The sequence below is a fragment of the Paraburkholderia oxyphila NBRC 105797 genome (assembly GCF_000685075.1).
Taxonomy (GTDB): domain Bacteria; phylum Pseudomonadota; class Gammaproteobacteria; order Burkholderiales; family Burkholderiaceae; genus Paraburkholderia; species Paraburkholderia oxyphila.
This window is the reverse complement of the sequence record NZ_BAYD01000159.1, coordinates 1-17469: the sequence shown is the minus strand read 5'-3', so window position 1 is coordinate 17469 and position 17469 is coordinate 1. Positions and strand designations below refer to the sequence as shown.

Annotated in this window: 14 protein-coding genes; 3 read left to right on the top strand and 11 right to left on the bottom strand. The window is 62.5% G+C overall.

Annotated elements, in window-relative coordinates; translation table 11 throughout:
• Positions 1–67: 67 nt before the first annotated feature.
• The 6 genes from BO1_RS45335 to BO1_RS45310 all read right to left on the bottom strand — a co-directional run bounded on the left by BO1_RS45335 (position 68) and on the right by BO1_RS45310 (position 7979).
• Positions 68–1150 carry a porin gene (locus tag BO1_RS45335; RefSeq protein ID WP_281179251.1) on the bottom strand — a complete coding sequence of 361 codons (1083 nt, stop codon included), beginning with the start codon at positions 1148–1150 and terminating at the stop codon, positions 68–70.
• A 229-nt stretch (positions 1151–1379) separates the two neighbouring features.
• Complete coding sequence (locus BO1_RS45330; RefSeq protein WP_028223234.1) at positions 1380–3605, bottom strand: xanthine dehydrogenase family protein molybdopterin-binding subunit; 2226 nt, start codon at positions 3603–3605, stop codon at positions 1380–1382.
• The gene (locus BO1_RS45325; RefSeq protein ID WP_028223233.1) at positions 3602–4066 is read right to left on the bottom strand and encodes a (2Fe-2S)-binding protein; all 465 of its coding nucleotides are present in this window, start codon (positions 4064–4066) and stop codon (positions 3602–3604) included. The genes BO1_RS45330 and BO1_RS45325 overlap by 4 nt, the downstream gene beginning before the upstream one ends.
• Before the next feature lie 61 nt (positions 4067–4127).
• Positions 4128–5492, bottom strand: a complete 1365-nt coding sequence (locus BO1_RS45320; RefSeq protein ID WP_043289017.1) for an MFS transporter — start codon at positions 5490–5492, stop codon at positions 4128–4130.
• Between the two features lie 19 nt (positions 5493–5511).
• Positions 5512–6981 (bottom strand): benzaldehyde dehydrogenase, encoded by a 1470-nt coding sequence (locus BO1_RS45315; RefSeq protein WP_043289020.1) that lies wholly within the window; start codon positions 6979–6981, stop codon positions 5512–5514.
• Positions 6982–7007: 26 nt separating this feature from the next.
• Positions 7008–7979, bottom strand: a complete 972-nt coding sequence (locus tag BO1_RS45310; RefSeq protein WP_028223230.1) for an amidohydrolase family protein — start codon at positions 7977–7979, stop codon at positions 7008–7010.
• A 164-nt stretch (positions 7980–8143) separates the two neighbouring features.
• Between BO1_RS45310 and BO1_RS45305 the strand changes: the two genes are divergently transcribed.
• Positions 8144–8602 carry a MarR family winged helix-turn-helix transcriptional regulator gene (locus tag BO1_RS45305; RefSeq protein WP_028223229.1) on the top strand — a complete coding sequence of 153 codons (459 nt, stop codon included), beginning with the start codon at positions 8144–8146 and terminating at the stop codon, positions 8600–8602.
• 194 nt (positions 8603–8796) lie between these two features.
• Here the strand turns inward: BO1_RS45305 and BO1_RS45300 are convergent, their stop codons facing one another.
• The 5 genes from BO1_RS45300 to BO1_RS45280 all read right to left on the bottom strand — a co-directional run bounded on the left by BO1_RS45300 (position 8797) and on the right by BO1_RS45280 (position 14748).
• Entirely contained in the window at positions 8797–9741 is a 945-nt protein-coding gene (locus BO1_RS45300) for a choline ABC transporter substrate-binding protein (RefSeq protein ID WP_028223228.1), read from the bottom strand.
• Between the two features lie 139 nt (positions 9742–9880).
• On the bottom strand, positions 9881–10822 hold the full coding sequence (locus tag BO1_RS45295) for a GlxA family transcriptional regulator (protein WP_084688784.1): 942 nt from the start codon (positions 10820–10822) through the stop codon (positions 9881–9883).
• Positions 10823–10893: 71 nt separating this feature from the next.
• On the bottom strand, positions 10894–11811 hold the full coding sequence (locus BO1_RS45290; RefSeq protein WP_043289019.1) for a PDR/VanB family oxidoreductase: 918 nt from the start codon (positions 11809–11811) through the stop codon (positions 10894–10896).
• 43 nt (positions 11812–11854) lie between these two features.
• A complete protein-coding gene (locus BO1_RS55515) occupies positions 11855–13567 on the bottom strand; it encodes a choline dehydrogenase (protein ID WP_043289015.1) in 1713 nt (570 codons plus the stop codon).
• A 32-nt stretch (positions 13568–13599) separates the two neighbouring features.
• Entirely contained in the window at positions 13600–14748 is a 1149-nt protein-coding gene (locus tag BO1_RS45280) for an aromatic ring-hydroxylating oxygenase subunit alpha (RefSeq protein ID WP_245644088.1), read from the bottom strand.
• 344 nt (positions 14749–15092) lie between these two features.
• Between BO1_RS45280 and BO1_RS45275 the strand changes: the two genes are divergently transcribed.
• Positions 15093–16556 carry an aldehyde dehydrogenase family protein gene (locus tag BO1_RS45275; RefSeq protein WP_028223224.1) on the top strand — a complete coding sequence of 488 codons (1464 nt, stop codon included), beginning with the start codon at positions 15093–15095 and terminating at the stop codon, positions 16554–16556.
• Positions 16557–16580: 24 nt separating this feature from the next.
• Positions 16581–17330, top strand: a complete 750-nt coding sequence (locus BO1_RS45270; protein WP_028223223.1) for a class II aldolase and adducin N-terminal domain-containing protein — start codon at positions 16581–16583, stop codon at positions 17328–17330.
• Positions 17331–17469 lie beyond the last annotated feature (139 nt).

Genomic DNA, 17469 nt, shown 5'->3' with positions numbered 1-17469 from the left:
CCGCGAAAACAAGTTAAGGCCAACACGCCGAAAGCCACCAGCATGGTCCAATGCGCCCATACCGCCATCAAAACAGGTGCCGCATGCCCACCATAGCACCGGTCTGCCCAACGCCAGGCAACGGCGTAGAAGCGGGCGGCACCGACCCGCCATCAATCGTAAACACACCGTTACGCTGATTAAACACATGCCCGGCAGTAACATACACCGAGGTACTCTTGGAGAAGAAGTACATAGCCCGCGCCGCAATGACGGAGCCCCCTGCATCCTTATTGCTCACGGTAATCTGCCCAAACTGCGCATCAAGCGAAATATCGGGCCGCACGAGATAGTTGCCGCCAATCCACCAGTAGTTGCTGGTCGCATCGAAAATAGTTGGCGTCTGCTCGCCATGATTGATCCGATGAAGGAATCCCGCTCCAATAGTCGCGTTGCCAAACTTCGCAAAACCGTCGATAACGGCACGCGTATCGGTCTGCGAGCTCAGGGGCAACGGCGACCCCGCACCACCGCCACCATAGTTGCGATCGAAGGCCGCCGCGACGCCCCATTTCCCCGCGTCGTACTTCACCATGGCGGACATCGACTTGCACGCGCGCCAGTCGGTGGGCGACTGGCCGGCGCAGCCGCCCGCCGCCGCGCTGTCCACCGCGTCGCGCCCGAAAGAGTACGTCGCGGCCACGGTCAGCCCGGAGGACGTGAAGTTATAGGCGATCGAGTTATCCACGCGCGGCTGGGTCAGGTAGGGGTCCAGATCGGCCGCGGCGTAAATGTTCGGCGCCAGTGTGTCGCCACTCAATACCGTCCAGAAGATCTGCGAATACTGCCGGCCGAGCGTCACCGTTCCCCAAGGCCCCGAAAGCCCGGCATAGGCCTGTCTGCCGAACAGACGCCCGCCTTGATTCAGTGAGCCCTGCGAGGGCGCGAAGCCCGACTCGAGCACGAAGACGGTGCTGAGCCCCCCGCCCAGATCCTCCTTGCCACGAAGGCCCCACAGCGAAGGCAGCGAAGCCGTCAATGTCGGCACGCGCACTACGCTGGACTTTTGGGGCCCCACGTTCGTCACGTATTCGACACCCGTATCGATGACCCCGTACAAGGTCACGGAGCTTTGCGCGTGAGCGGTCCCCGCGAGGCCCGCCGCCAGCATCGCGAGTCCGCACCGTGCCACGCGCCGCAGCGCACGGCCCGCCCTGATTCGATTCGACATGTAACCCATCTTCAGCCTCCAATCCATTGTCTTTTAATATTCACGACGCGTGTTTATTATTTATTCGTAGTCCGATGTAAATTAAACGTACCTTCCAAATTCCTCCATTTGCTATGCCATACTAATTAATACGAATGTAGCTCCCCGAGCGGGATGACGCCCAAACCCGTCAGGCAAGACGCTCCTTGACCTTTGACGGCACCAAAGGCAGATCGCGTACCCGGGCGCCACACGCATGCGCCACGGCATTGACCAACGCAGCGCCCGTCGGACCGAGCGAGCATTCCCCTGCCCCGAGCGCCGCTTCATCGTCGCGCTCGAGCACCACGATATCGATTGGCGGCACTTCCTCGAAGGACAGGATCGGATAGTCCTGCCAATGGCGCGTCGTGATCTCGGTGCGACTGAACATGACGCGCTCCTTGAGCGCCCAGCTCAGTGCCTGGATGACGCCGCCTTCGATCTGGTTCCTCACGCCGTCTGGATTGATCACGCGGCCCACGTCGACGGCCGCGGCGACATTCGTCACGCTGACCGCGCCCGTCGCGCGATCGACATGGACATCGACGACGGCCGCCACGTAGCCCCCGATGTTCTTGTAGCGCGACCACGCAAAGCCGCGTCCACGCTGGCCGTCGCCCTTCAAGCCGGGTTGCCACCTTGCCTGGCGAGCGGCGGCCTGCACCACGGCAATCGCGCGCGGGTCGCTCAGGTGCTTCAGGCGAAACTCGACCGGATCCGCCTGAGCCGCGAGCGCCAGTTCATCCATGAAAGACTCGATCGCGAAGACGTTGCCATAGGCGCCCAACGTGCGTAGCGAACTATTGCGGATGGGCGCGTCCAGCAGCATATGGTTGGTCACCTTCTTGCGCGGAAGGTCGTAGAGCGGCACCGCATTGCGGTCGCCATTGCCGTACGGCTGCGGAATCCATGCGGGCGGCGCAGGCTGAAATGGCTGCTCGAGAGACCAGGCGGCCAGCAGGTTCACGCCACCGGGCTCGCCTGGCCGCATCGCATGCGAATTGCTCCAGACGTCGTAGTTCCAGTCGGCAATGCGGCCGTCTTTGGACAACGCCGCTTTCACGCGCATGACCATCGCCGGGCTGATGGGCGACCAGGCGAACTCGTCCTCGCGCATCCATTGCACCTTGACCGGCCGGCCCGCCACCTCGCGAGCCAGCAGCGCCGCGTCGAGCGCCACATCGTCCGCGCCGTTGTGGCCGTAGCACCCCGAACCCGGCGTGTGCACGACATCGACGGCGTTGGCGGGCATGTCGAGCACCTTCGCGAGATCGCCGCGCAAAGGAAACGCGCCTTGCGTGTGCGACCAGACCGTCATATGGCCATTCTTGAGCAGCGCAACGGAGCAGGAGGGGCCAATCGAGGCATGCGAGAGATACGGGCGAACGTAGCTGGCCTCCAGTTGCGTCGAGCCAGTGGCCGCTGGCGCGTCCTGGCCCGTCTCGCTGATGACCTTGTCTTCGCTGCGCCACTGCGGCAGCGCCGTCTGGAGGTGGTCCACGTCGGGCAGCGCGACGAAATCCGCACTCCACTGCGCCGCCTCGATCAATGCGCTGCGCGCCGCTATCGCCTGCTCTTCCCGCTCGGCGATCACACCGAGGAAGCTGCCGTTGCGAACAACCGAGACCACGCCCGGGAGCTTCCTGACGGCAGCGACATCAACCGAAAGTAGCTTCGCGCCAGACCTCGGGGGCCGCACGATGCGGCCAAACAACATATCGGGCAGACGCATATCCTGCATGAACGCCGCCCCGCCCGTGAACTTCGCGGGGAAGTCGATGCGCGGCACCGGCTTGCCCACCAGCTTGTACTCTTCGGGACGCTTTGGCGTGGCTGTGGCCACCTCGCGCGCAAGCAGCGCCTTGTCGTCCCTCACGATGTCTGCGTATCGCAGGCGCCGGCCGTCTGCGGCAAGAACGACCCCGCCATCGACACGCAGTTCGGATTCCGGAACATTGAGCCTGCTTCCCGCGGCGCCGAGCAAAACCGCCCGCGCCTGCGCGGCGACAACACGCAATGCCGCTCCGGCCTGCTCGATCGACTGGCTGCCGAACGTATAGCCCTCGTTCGGGCTGCGGGCCGTATCTGCGGAGACGATGTGCACATGGGACAGATCGACGTCGAGTTCGTCGGCGGCGATTTGTGCAAGGGCCGTGAGTATCCCCTGCCCCAGCTCGGCTTTACCCGTGAAGACCGTGACCGTGCCCGCCTCGTCGACGCGAATCCAGCCGTCGAGCCGCGGATTCGCATGAAGATCGCGCGGCAGGTCGGGCTCGGCGAACGCAAACTCCGCAAAGGGTGCGAGCGTGAACGTCGCGAGAACCGCGCCGGCCAGTTTGCCGAACGCGCGACGCGAAAGCCGGACGTTATTCATGCGCGCAGCTCCTGCGCGGCGCGCTCGATCGCGCGCACGATCCGGTTGTGCGCGCCGCACCGGCATTTCTGGCCCGCCAGCTCGCGCCGTATGGTTGCCGGGTCCGGATTGGGGTTGCGCGCCAGCAGCGCTTTGGCGGCCATCAGCATGCCGCTCGAACAATAGCCGCACTGCGCGGCCTGCTCGGCGGGAAAGGCCTTCTGCAAGGCATGCAGCCGTTCGCCCTCGCCCAGGCCCTCGACGGTGCTCACATGGGCCCGGCCCACCGCGCCAACCGGAAATACACAGGAGTACGTTGCATTGCCGCCAACCAATACCGTGCAGGCGCCGCACTGCGCTTCGCCACAGCCGAACTTCGGACCGTTCAACTGCAGATCGTTACGAAGCACGTAAAGCAGCGGCGTATCCGCAGCGACATCCAGACGGTGGTGCTGGTCATTTACCGTGATAGAAACGGCCATCTCGCCTCTCCTGACTTCCCATTGCTGGGCCACTGCCTGTCGTGACCCACTAGCGTGCGGCTCAGCCGACCTGACTTCTCGCCGCAACGCGGCTGAGCAAAACGAGCATCAGACACGATGCCAGCGCGGGCACCGCTGCCGCGACAAACAACGCCGTATTCGACCACTGCAGCTTGATCAACTGCCCCGCCACGACAGGGCCGATGATCGAACCCGCCCGGCCGATGCCCAGACTCCAGCCCACACCCGTGGCGCGCAGCGGCGTGGGATAGAGCGTCGCGGTCAGCGCGTTGACCGCCGGCTGCCCGCCCACGATGCATATGCCGCTGATCAGCACGACGGCATAGCGCAATCCCGTCGACAGATCGGGGAGTCCCACCGCCGCGACCGAGCATGTCGCCACCAGAAAACTGCAGGCGAGCACACGATAAAAGCCGAAGCGGTCCATCAACGGCCCCATGAGCAGCGCGCCCGCCGTGCCGCCGATCTGCAACGAGGTGCCGATGAGCACGGCCGTCGAGACGCCATGGCCGACCCGCAAGGACAGCATCGGCAACCAGTTCGACAGAAAGAAGAGATCGAGCAGGTTGGCGAAGTTGATGCCCCAGAGCAGCACCGTGGTCGCGCCGCGGCCATGGCGAAAGAGCTCGGCCACTGTGGCCTTCACTCGAGCCTGCCCGTGCACGGCGAAGCGGGTTTGCGCGCCGACTTGCACGCCCGGCGCGATTTTCCCGAGCCACCGGGCGATCGTTTCCGGGCTGCGCTGCTTGAGCACCAGCAACTGGAGCGATTCCGGCAGATACCTGAGCATCGCCGCGGCAATGACGAGAGGCAGGATGCCGCCGACGAAGAACACCGAGCGCCAGCCCATCTGCGGCAGCAGCGCTGCGCAGAGCAGCCCGCCCGCGATGGCTCCGCCCGTGAAGCCGCATGAGACCCATGTCATCAGCGACGCCCGGTGCTTCTGCGGGCTGTACTCGCTCACCAGCGCGATGGCGTTGCCCATCACGCCGCCGATGCCGAAGCCGGTCATGAAGCGCATGGCCAGGAACTCCGGCACCGAGTGAACCAGGGTCGTGCCGAGCATGCACAACCCGTAGAACACGGTCGCGCCCACCAGAACGGGCCGGCGCCCCACCTTGTCGGCCATGCCGCCGAGCACGATCGATCCCGCGAGCATCCCCAGCAAACCCGCGCCAAAAACTGGCCCAAGCTGCGCAGGGCTGATGTGCCACGCCTGCACGATCGCGGGCGCCACGAAGCCCATCGTCTGCACGTCGAAGCCGTCCATCACCACCGAGCAACCGATCATGACCATGATCCAGATCTGGAACCTGCTCAGTGGCTGGCTATCGATCAACGCACTAATGTCGACGATCGACGATTGCGCCCCCTGCACTCGCTGCGCCGTATCGGAAGTCACCATGCACCTCGCGTGGGTTTGTCTAGAACGGGTACGCAGGGACGTCGTCACGGCTCGTCATCCACTGCCATTCCGTGAACTGGTCCGCGTTGGTCAGCGTGCTGTAGTTATGCCCGTTGCCTGACAAACCGAGACCGCCCATCGGCCCGAACACCTCGTGCACGACGGTCTGGTCGTTGATGTGGACGATGCCGGCGTGCAGCCGGTCGGCGACACGCTGTGCGCGGCGCAGATCGGCGGATACCACCGCCGCCACGAGGCCATAGCCGGTCTGATTGGCGAGCGCGACCGCTTCGTCGTCGCTCTTGACCACCGTGACCGCGGCGACCGGGCCGAAGATCTCTTCCTCGAATACCGGCATGCCAGGCGCTACGTCGACCATGACCGTCGGTGCGAAAAAGAGCCCGTCGCGCGAGCCACCGGCGAGAATCTTCGCCCCCTCGCTCACGGAATCCGCGACGATACGCTCGACGTTTGCGGCTTGCCTTTCATTGACGATGGGGCCGATGTGAAAATCGCCCTTGAAGGGATCGCCCACTTTTAGCGCCTTCGCTCGCCGCACGAGGCTCGCGATGTAGGCCTCGGCAATCCGTTCGTGAACGAGGTGCCGGCCCGCGGACATGCAGATTTGCCCCTGATGCAGAAACGAGCCCCACGCCCCGGCGCTCGCGGCGGCTTCGACATCGGCATCGTCCAGCACGATATAGGGGTTCTTTCCGCCCAGCTCGAGGTTCACGCGCTTGAGCAGCCCGCCCGCCACCGCGCCGATCTGCTTGCCGACCTGCGTGGAGCCCGTGAAGCTGATCATGTCGACAAGCGGATCGCGCACCAGCGCGTCACCCGTTTTCGCGGCGCCGGGCAGCACATGGAACAGCCCCTCTGGCAGCCCCGCGGCCGCGAACAGTTGCGCATAGATCGCACCGCCACAGACCGGCGATTGCGGATCGGGCTTGAGCAGCACCGCATTGCCCGTGGCCAGAGCCGGGGCGATTGCCCGCGCCGCCAGCAGGAACGGCGAATTCCACGGCGTGATGACGCCCACCACGCCCAGCGGAATCCTGCGCGCCACGCTGTGCCGCCCCTTCACGTCGCTGGCGGTGATCATGCCGGTGGGCTGGCTGGCCAGCGCCGCGGCCTCGAGAATCTCGCGGATCGCCAACTCCACTTCGGCATGCCCCTTGGGCCGAATCGATCCGGTCTCCCGAACAATCTGCAGCGCGATCTCTTCGCGGTGCTCGCGAATCAGCCGGGCGACCTCGCGCAAGACTTCGCCGCGCTGCGGCCCCGGCGTGGCCGACCATGCCCGTTGAGCGTCCCTGGCGATGGCGGCGGCCGACGACACGTCCGCGGGCGAGGCGCAACCGATTGCGCCCATTCGCTCGCCCGTGGCCTTCTCCGTCACCTCGAGCACGCCAGCGTCTGTGGTTTTCCATCCACCGCTGTAGATTTTTTCGCGCCACACCTGCACAGGCGCCAACCCGGTAGCTTGCATCAGATCTCTCCCGTTGCCCGCGTGCATCATTGAAGACCGAACAAGCGGCGTGCGTTGTCCCGCCCGATCTTCGCGCGGTCCGTTTCGCTGATCGAGCAGTGATCGAACCACTGCGACGCTTCATCATGCGTCTCGAACGGATAGTCGACCGAATACATGATCCGGTCGCTGCCCATTTCGAGCATCGTCGCCAGCAGCGTCTGCGTCCGGAAATTGCCGCTCGTGGTCACGTAGACGTTCTCGCGCAGATATTCGCCCACGCTGCGCTGGCACGGCAGCCCTCGCGGCGCCTTGTGCAGAATGTGGTCGACGCGCCAGACGTTGAACGGAATCCCCTCGCCCAGATGACCGAGGATCATCTGCAACGACGGATTGCGATCGAAGAGACCCGAAGTCATCAGCCGCAACGCATGAATGCTCGTCTCGACCGCGAACGCCCAGGTCGCGGCGGTCAGCCACGGAAAACCGTCGTAGATCGGTTCACGCGAGGGCAGCGGATCGCGCGGATGCATATAGAAAGGCTTGCCCAGCGCAGCCGCATGCGCCCAAAAGTCCGTGTATTGCGGCGCGTCGTAATAGACGACGTTCTCCGCATCGCCGACCTGCGAAAAGCCATTCACCATGAAACCGTGAAACCCCAGTTCCTTCACGCAGCGCTCGAGTTCGCGCGCGGCCGCTTCGGGGTCCTGCATGGGCAACGCCGCAAATCCGCCCAGGCGCGAGGGATGACGGGCCACGTGCTCGGCGAGGACATCGTTGGCGCGCCTGGCGACATCGATTGATTCCGCGATGTCCGGAATGCCCTGGATGCCAGGGGAATTGAGCGACAGGATGGAAAACGCCGTTCCACCCTGCTCCATCCGCTCGAGCCGCTGTTGCTCGATATCCAGCAGATTCGACTTCAACATCTCCCAGACATGAGGGGGCGCATAGCCTTTCGATTGGTCAATCGTCAGATCAATCGCAAAGTGCTCTTCAAGTGCAATCTTGTCTTTCATGAATGTGCTCCAGTTCAGCGGGTTCCGCCTTGCTCGTCTCGTGGAAGACGCAGTACCGGACAAGGCACCCGTCTTTTATTTGATTATTCAAATATATGGGAATGGAGTATAGTTGATTTTTCAAACATGAATGCCCCGCGTAAACCCTCAGTCCACCGACGACCATGAAGACACCGAAGCGACCGCAAGAACTCGAGCTGGCCATCCCCTTCTTGCTCACCCGTGCAGGCGGGAGGATGGGAAACGCCTTTGCGAAGGCGCTCAAGCCCTTTGGCCTGGGTCTCAGCGAGTGGCGCGTCTGCGCTTCGCTGCTCTACGTGCCGCGGCAGACCGTGTCTGAACTGTCCGTGCATGCGACTTCGGATATCTCCGCGCTCTCGCGGATCATCGACCGTCTGGAGGATCAGGATTTGGTCAAGCGGGAGAGAAGTGCGACCGATGGGCGGTCGATCAGGATTGCCCTGACTGAAAAGGGAGAAGAACTGGCCCAGAGCATCGTGCCCATCGCGAAGCGACATGAAGCGGTCGTGCTGCGCGATTTCGATGCAACCGACGTGCAGGCGCTGCGGGCGATGCTGCTCAAGCTTTACGAGAACGCGGAAGCGCTAGACGATCTGCTGTAGTGTCGTTGTACTTATTATTTACGGCTGACTATCGATGCTTTCAACGATGTGCAGAGGCTGGTAAGCGCACTGGCATCGCGTGTGTGGCTTTCGCGATGGCCGTGCAGCCCGCGGCGAAGCAGGCTGCCCCCGCTGAAAGGGAAATACGCCCGTGCATAGCGCCCTGCCCGGTGCGATGCACCGGATTCAGCGCACTAGTGCGAGGCCAGGTACGCCTTCACAGCCTGCAAACCGTCTTTGCCGTCGATCGTCTGCACCCCGGCAAGCCATGCCTCGAGCGGCTGGGGATTGGCCTTCAACCAGTTCAGCGCTGCCGAGTTTGGATCCTCCTTGTTCATGATCGGCACCATCACGTGATTCTCGATCTCCGTCGTGAACCGGAGATTCGATACCAGCCGCGCGGCATTCGGACAACGGGCCGAATAATCGGGCGGCGTCGCGGTAAACACTTTCGCCTCGCCGTAGTTCGGCCCGAACACGTCATCCCCGCCGGCCAGGTAGTCGATTTTCATCTGCACGTTCATCGGATGCGGCTCCCAGCCGAGGAACACGATCCACTTCTTCTCGCGAATCGCCTTGTTCACCTCGACGAGCATGCCCGCCTCGCTCGACTCGACCAGCTTGAACTTGCCAACACCGAACTGGTTGCCGTCGATCATTTTCTTGATCAGTGCATTGCCATCGTTGCCCGGCTCGATGCCGTAGATCTTGCCGTCGAGCTTGTCGGCATATTTCTGAATATCGGCAAACGACTTGAGCCCGCCGTTATAGACGTAGTCCGGCACGGCCAGCGTGTATTTCGCGCCGGTCAGGTTCGGCGTGGGCAGCACCTTGATGGTGCCCGCTTTTACGAACGGTTCCATCATGGGGTCCATGGTCGGCGACCAGTAGCCGAGATAGACGTCGATCTGTTTGCTCTTGATGCCCGCCAGCGTAATCGGTATTGAAGCAATGGTCGTGGTCGGGCTGTAGCCCAGGCCCTTGAACAGCGTGGAGGCGAGACCGGTGGTGGCGGCAATGTCGGTCCAGCCCACATCGGCGAAGCGCACATCGCGGCACATGGCGGGATCGGCCGCGTGGGCGGCACAAGCGGTAACTGCGAGCATGCCGGCGGCTATTTTCAACAGATTGCGTTTCATGAGCGACTCTCCTCGATTTGTAATCCTGATTAAATACATGACCGCGTAGTACAGACTTCACTTCAGGAACGAACTTCAGGCAGGAACAGCAATCCAGATCACACGCGGTGTATGGGCGATGCGCGGCGCACGCCCGCCCCTACGCCGAAATCCACTGCCGCATGACCGGCGCCTCCCACGATTGCAATCTGTCCCGGCTCGGCTGGCAGCCAAATTTCGCCTTGTAGGTACGCGAAAAATGCTCCAGCGAGTCAAAGCCGGTGGCCGCTGCAACCTGGGAAACGCTCAACTCCGTTTGCTGCAGGAGCTTATGCGCCGTCGCCACGCGCAGATTCAGGTAATACTGCAGGGGCGCGATTGAGGTGTACCGCTTGAAATGCCGCTCGAGTTGCCGTTTCGAGAGGCCCACGGCGGCAGCAATATGCTCGCACGACACCGGCGTGGCGACCGATTCCTGCATCAAGCGGATAGCCTCGCTGACCTGTACGCTCATTGGCGCCGCGCCCGCCTCCGTCCTGCCGGGTTGAACGTCGCCGCGTGAGTGGAGCAGATGCTGTGATATCTCCGCGGCGAGCTCAGCGCCAACATGCTGGGCAATCCAGTCGAGCATCATGTCGACAATTGCCATGCCTCCCGGGCAGGTGATCAAGCGCGGCTCGATGGTGTAGCGCTGCGCGGAGACCTTGACCTTCGGGTAAGCCTCTTCGAAGCCTTCGAGATTGTCCCAATGCACGGCGGCCAGGTGCCCATCGAGCAGCGATGCAGCCGCCAGCATTTCCGTGCCGGTCTCCACGCCGCCCACCTGCGCACCGAATACGCTTTCGCGTTGCAACCAGGCCTTGATCTTGCGATTCTTCGCGTGCTTTTTTGCCTCGAAGCTGGCGATCACAAAGACGGTCGAAAATCGCCCCGCTTCGTCGGGAAGCGGCTGCGCTGGCGTGAGCATGCCGTTCGTGGCGCGCACCGGTTGGCCGTCGATGGAAAGCACCGTCCACTCGAACAACGTGCGCTGGGACAGCCAGTTGGCGATGGCCAGCGGCTCGATCAACAGGCCGAGCCCGAGATTGGAAAATTGGGGCATGGCAAGGATGCCAACGTGCCGTGGCTGGTTGCTAGTTTTCGCGCTCATCGGTCTGGCCTGGTCCATCGCAGCTAAAGGTCGAGCACGAGCCTGGCAGATCTCGCGCGCGATATACATACGTAGATGACCTTGTTTTCGGCTTTTTCTTCTTCGGTCTGGATCGCGTCGAGGTGCTCCGCCTCGCCCGCCAGCAGGGGGACGGCACAGGTTCCGCAGAGACCTTGAGCGCATACCGTGTCGATCTCGATCCGCTCCCTTCTCAACACCTCCAGGATCGATTGCGAGGCAGGCACCGTGAGCACCCGATGCGACCTCGCAAGCTCGACCTCGAATGAATCGCGGCTGCACTGGGCGCCCTGGTTGACCGGCGCAGCTGCAAATCGCTCAAAGTGGATCGCGTGGGCCGGCCAGTCGCAAGCTGCTTGAACCACACTATCGATCAATCTCCCGGGGCCGCACACATAGATGTGTGTGCGAGCGCGCGGCGCGCCAATCAGGGTGCGAAGGTCGACTTCGCCTTGCACGTCACTGAAGTGGAACTGGACGATGTCGCGCAGCGCGCTCGACTCGATCACGTCGAGCAATGCCTGCTCACGCGCCCGGGCAAGATAGTGAAACGAGAACTTCTTTCCCGTCGACGCGAGTTGCATCGCCATCGGAAGAATGGGCGTCACGCCTATCCCGCCCGCAATCAGAATGTATTCATCGCCATGCGCTTCCAGTGCGAAGTGATTTCTGGGCCCTGAAAGCTGAATGGTCTGGCCCTTGCTCAAGTGGTCGACGATATAAGACGAGCCGCCGCGCGAATGCGGGTCGCGCAACACCGCAATTTTATAGGCGGTGCCGTCGCCCCGGCATTCCATCACCGAGTACTGGCGTACGTGGCCACCCGGCAACCAGAGATCGATATGCGCGCCTGGCGCCGCGTTCGGCAATGCGGCCCCGTCCGCCGCGGCCAGTTCGATGCCCTTGATGTTGCCCGTGAGCATGGCCGCCTCGGTGACGACAGCGGCAATCCTTTGACCCGCTTGTTCATGCATGGCTCTCCTCCCCGCATCGTTGCTGCTTGTACAGGTTCGCCGGGCTCCAGACCGCCGCGCTGGAGGGAGGCAGAGGCGAGCGTCCAAGTACAAGATCGCTGCCTTTCTCCGCGATCATGACGGTCGGCGCGTTGGTGTTGCCACTCACGATCGTCGGCATGATCGAAGCGTCGATCACGCGCAGTCTTTCCAGACCGTGCACGCGCAGTTGCGGGTCCACCACCGCTTCCGGATCGCCCGCGGGCGCCATCTTGCAGGTGCCCGCCGCGTGGTAGCCCGTCTCGGTGACCTGACGCACCCACGCATCGAGCGCCGCGTCATCGGTCGCAGCAGCACCCGGCATCAGCTCCTGGCCGAGGAGATCGCGGAAGGCGTTCTGCGCCAGGATTTCGCGCACGAGCCTGACGCCGGTACGCATATCGGTGCGGTCACGCTCGGTCTTCATGTAGTTGAAGAGGATCCTGGGCGCGACGCGCGGATCGCTCGACTTCAGCGTCACGGAGCCGAGACTCGTGGGACGCATCAGATCGATGTGCACCTGGAATGCATGCTCTCGCACGCTGTCGACCGTTCCCGGTTGAACGGCAAGCGGCATGAACGTCAGTTGCAGGTCGGGATGCTCGACCTCGGCGCGCGAACGGATAAACGCGCCGGCTTCGAAATGATTGCTGGCAGCCAGGCCCGAGCGGCTCATGAACCATTTCGCACCGGTCCACCACTTGCGCGGCGCCACCGTCGATGGATAGATCGACACGGGCTTGCGGCAAAGGTACTGAACCACCGTATCCGGGTGATCCGAGAGGCGCTGCCCCACACCGGGAAGATCATGCAGCGGCCGGATCCCGAGCGCCTTCAGCTTGTCAGCCGCACCCACGCCCGACAACTGCAGAAGTTGCGGCGTATTGATCGCACCGCCGCACAAGATCACCTCCACCTCCGCGCGGGCAATCGCCGTCTGTCCGTCGCAGGCATATTCCACGCCGATCGCGCGCGTCCCGCTAAAGAGCACGCGCAACGCGAGCGCGCCCGTCACGACCGTCACGTTGCCACGCGCAAGGGCCTCAGCAAGGTAACCGTGCGCCGTGCTCCAGCGTCCGCCTTGCCATGTCGTGCGGTCCACGCGGCCGAATCCTTCCTGGCGATACCCGTTCGGGTCCTCCGTGTAACCATAGCCGGCCTCGACGCCCGCCTCGATGAATGCGCGGGGCAGCGGCGTGCCCGTATTGCCGGCCGTGACGCGAAGATGCCCGTTGGCGCCGTGATACGCATTGGCGCCCAGTTCATGCTTTTCGGCGCGGATGAAATACGGCAGCACCTCCCGGTAGCTCCATCCCGTGCAACCCTGCCCCGACCACGCATCGTAGTCGAGCGCATGCCCGCGGATATAGACCATGCCGTTGATCGACGACGATCCACCCAGCACGCGCCCGCGAGGCGTCGCGATACGACGGTTATTCAGGAAGGGCTCCGGCTCCGACTGGTATTGCCAGTTGTAGCGGCTGCCGCCCACGACGATACCCATGGCCGACGGCATGTCGATCGACCAGTGCCGGTTCGACGGGCCGGCCTCGAGCAACAGGATTTTCCGCTTCGGATCGGCGCTGAGGCGATTGGCCAGCACGCAGCCTGCCGAACCCGCCCCCACGATCACATAATCGTAGCCACGCCCCGCATGGGTACTCGAAACCGACCGTTCTTTGCTCATGGGCTTCCCCTAAATGGCCATGACAGGCGCGATCATTCGCTGTGAATGCCGCTGTGAACCAGCTTGTGAAAGTGATGCACCAGATGCTCGCTTTCATTGCTGCGCGTCGCGTCGATCACATACCGGCCCTGGTTGTATCCGACCGAATGCAGGCCCTTCTGCACGGAGATATTCAGCTCGATATCTTCGGGGCCGAGGTCCGTATTCATCCAGTCCATGCAGGCTTTCGTCACGGCCGGCGTCTCCTCGTGCGTGGAGTAATAGCCAAACCGCAGCAGGGTCTTTTCCGCCTCGAGTGGAATGATCAGGAACGTGGCGAGGAAGTCCGAATAGGGAAACGTATAGAACGTATTGTGTGGCCAGATGCCGATGTTGAAGAAGCATTCGTCCGGATTGCGCTCATCGCCGAGCGGTACGCCGTAAGCATGGGTGGCATCCTTGTTTGCGGGGGCAATATAGGTCCACCACTTGTCGCGCTGCGTGAGCTTGTAATCCTTGAAGTTGATCAGTGCCGCAAGATCCACGTGGCAAGGGCCGGACAACGAGAAGTGGTAGCCCTCGATCGAGTTGTCCATGATGACCTTCCAGTTCGCCGGCACGATCACGTCCTTTTCGTCCAGCAGACGATAGTCGTCCAGCTTGGGGAACACACGCTTCATTTCCGCATCGGCGCCGTTGAACAATTCGCTCATCGAAGGCGCATTGGGATCGAGATTGAAGTAATAAAAGCCGCCGAGCTCTTCCACCCGCACCGATGGAATGTTGTAGCTTTGCTTGTCGAAATTCACGAGGCGCTCGCCGCGCGGCGCATTGCGCAGGCCGCCATCGAGCCCGTAGCACCATGAGTGATACGCGCAGCGGAATACCCCCTTCTGCATCCCGCGCCGCTCCTCGACGAGGCGATTGCCGCGGTGCTGGCAAACGTTGTGGAAGGCGTGAACCTTGCCGTCCTTGCCACACGTCGCAATGACACTCTGATCGAATATGTCGGTCATGACGAACTGGCCCGGTGTGCTCAGTTCGCTCTTGTGGCCGATCACATGCCACGCCGACATGAAAATCTTCTCGCGCTCCGCCGTAAAGATCGACTGGTCGTAGAAATAGCGCGATGGCAGCGTCAGCGCCTCCTCGGGCTGCTGGTCCATCCACGCATCGGGCGCAACGACGTCTTCCTTCTTCATAACACGAATGCTTTGCATTGGAATTCCCTCCCAGTTGGTCCATGTCGATTACGCCGGCAGTCCGCTCGATCGCGCTTGCCATGGCTGAACTGTAGGGGCCCAATTTCGCTTGTACTTGATGAAATGCGACATCCGGATGTCGCGATGGGTTTTCCCGATGCGGGCCTCGTCCAGCGCTCACCAAATGTAAGGAGGCGTGCATCGCGAATCCCGGCATCTGCACAATCGCGTCATCGCGACGACGCATTCGATCATGTCGGCGGGACGTGCCGCGCTTATAGTCCGCAACGGATCCCGCGTTCCACGCGGTCCAAAGCACCGCGTCACTTCACCAGGGAAACGTCATGAAGCAGAAGCTCCTCTACATCGATGGCGAGTGGATTCAGGCGGCGACAGGCGCCCATTCCAATATCGTCGATCCCGGCACGGGCGAATCGATCGCCTGTGTCGCACGGGGATCGCCCGACGACGCATCGCGCGCCATCCAGGCGGCCCGTCAAGCCTTCGATCACGGTCCGTGGCCGCACCTCACGGCCATTGAACGCTCGCAACGCCTCAATGCGCTGGCCCGCGCGCTCAGTGATGAGGCAGAGGAGTTCGCCCGGCTCGAAGCGCTCAATGTGGGCAAGACCCTCGCAGAGGGGCGCGCCGATGTGCAGGACGCTATCGCGGCGTTCGACTACTTCGCGCGAGTGATCGCCACGGAATCGGGCTCGATGAACGATGCCGCCGCCCACGTCATCAGCATGACGCTGCGCGAACCCGTGGGTGTTTGCGGGTTGATTACCCCATGGAACTACCCGATTCTGCAAGCCGCGTGGAAGCTTGCTCCCGCGCTGGCGGCGGGAAACACGATCGTGATGAAACCGGCGAGCCTCACGCCGCTCTCGACTCACCGCCTCGCTGAGCTCATCGAACAGGTCGGCTTCCCGCGGGGCGTGTTCAATCTCGTGACGGGCGGCACGGACGTCGGCCAGACCTTGGCCGCGAGTGCGGAGGTTGACCTGATTTCGCTAACGGGCAGCAATGCGGCTGGTGCCGCGGTGATGCAGGCCGCCACGTCGAACTTCAAGCGGATTTCCCTCGAGCTCGGCGGCAAGAATCCGCACATCGTCTTTGCCGACGCGGACCTCGATTGCGCGCTGGACTATGCGCTGAATGCGGCGTTCTTCAACGCCGGGCAGATGTGCTCCGCGGGTTCGCGCCTCCTTCTGGAACGATCGATTCACGATTCATTCGTTGCCGCGCTGACCGAGCGCATCACACGCATTCGGGTCGGGCATGGCTTCTCGGAAGGCACGCAGATGGGACCGGTCATTTCCGCGCAACAACGCGATCGTGTCCTCGGGCTTGTCGCGGGCGCGGTGGAAGAAGGCGCGCAACTGCTATGCGGCGGTCGCTCGCCCAGGGGCACGCCGTTTGAAACGGGCTTCTGGGTCGAACCGACATTGCTCGCGGGGGTCCAGGGAAGCATGCGCATCGTACGGGAAGAGATTTTTGGGCCCGTCATTACCGTCGAGTGTTTCGACGGTGAGGATGAAGCGGTTGCGCTTGCCAACGACACACCGTTCGGGCTCGCAAGCGGATTGTGGACGCGCGACATTGCGAGAGCGAACCGCGTGCTGCGCCGCCTTCGGACAGCAACCGTGTGGGTGAACGATTACAACGTTGCGCTGCCGCATGCGCCGTGGGGCGGCTATAAGGCAAGCGGCATTGGCCGCGAGCTATCGCGAGCCGGGCTCGACGAATATACCGAACTCAAGCACGCCTATATCAACTTCGAACCGAAACCGATGGGCTGGTTTTGACAGTCCGTGCAAGGAGATATTTCCATGTTGCAGTCAGCTTCCGCTGCGCTCGAGCATAAGCAGAGCCGGATCGATCTGGCCTGTGCGTTCCGTTGGACGGCGCGTCTCGGTATGCATGAGTCCATTGCCAATCATTTCAGCTTTGCTGTTTGTGACGATGGCACGAAGTTTCTTATTAACCCGGGCAGCAGGCACTTTTCGCGGATCAAGGCCAGTGATCTGCTGGTTGTGGATGCGAATGATCCGCAGACGATCAATCAGCCGGGCGCGCCGGATATCACGGCGTGGGCGCTTCATTCGGAGATTCATAAGCGTAATCGGGCGGCTCGGTGCGTGCTGCATGTGCATTCTAAATATGCGACGGTGCTGTCGTGTCTCGACGATCCGGTCTTGCCGCCGGTCGATCAGAATTGCATGCGGTTTTTTGAGCGCGTTGCTATTGATACCGGGTTTGATGGTATGGGGCTCGGGGATGAAGCGAAGCGTGTTAGTGAGGTGCTTGGTGACAAGCCTGTCTTGCTGATGGGGCAGCATGGTGTGCTGGTTGCTGGACCTACTATTAGCCAGGCTTTTGATGATCTTTATTATTTTGAACGTGCGTGTGAGACTTATGTTACTGCGTTGATGACTGGGCGGCCTTTGCGGGTCGCTAGTGCGGTAGTTGCGCGGAAAACGGCACGGCAGTGGCAGGAGGATTATCCGGACTTCGCGCAGCAGCATCTGGAGGCGTTGCGGGCTATTCTGGATGAAGAGGAGCCTTCTTATGCTCAGTAAGTGGCGCTAATGCGCGTGCCCGTGACCGGCGCTCCGGGGATAAGCGCCTATCGATGCGATTTTTGCTGCGCTTTTTGCTGCGCCTTTCGCCTTGCGGCGGTTGGCATTTCCTTGTATTCGCGGCGGGCCGCAAGCGTTG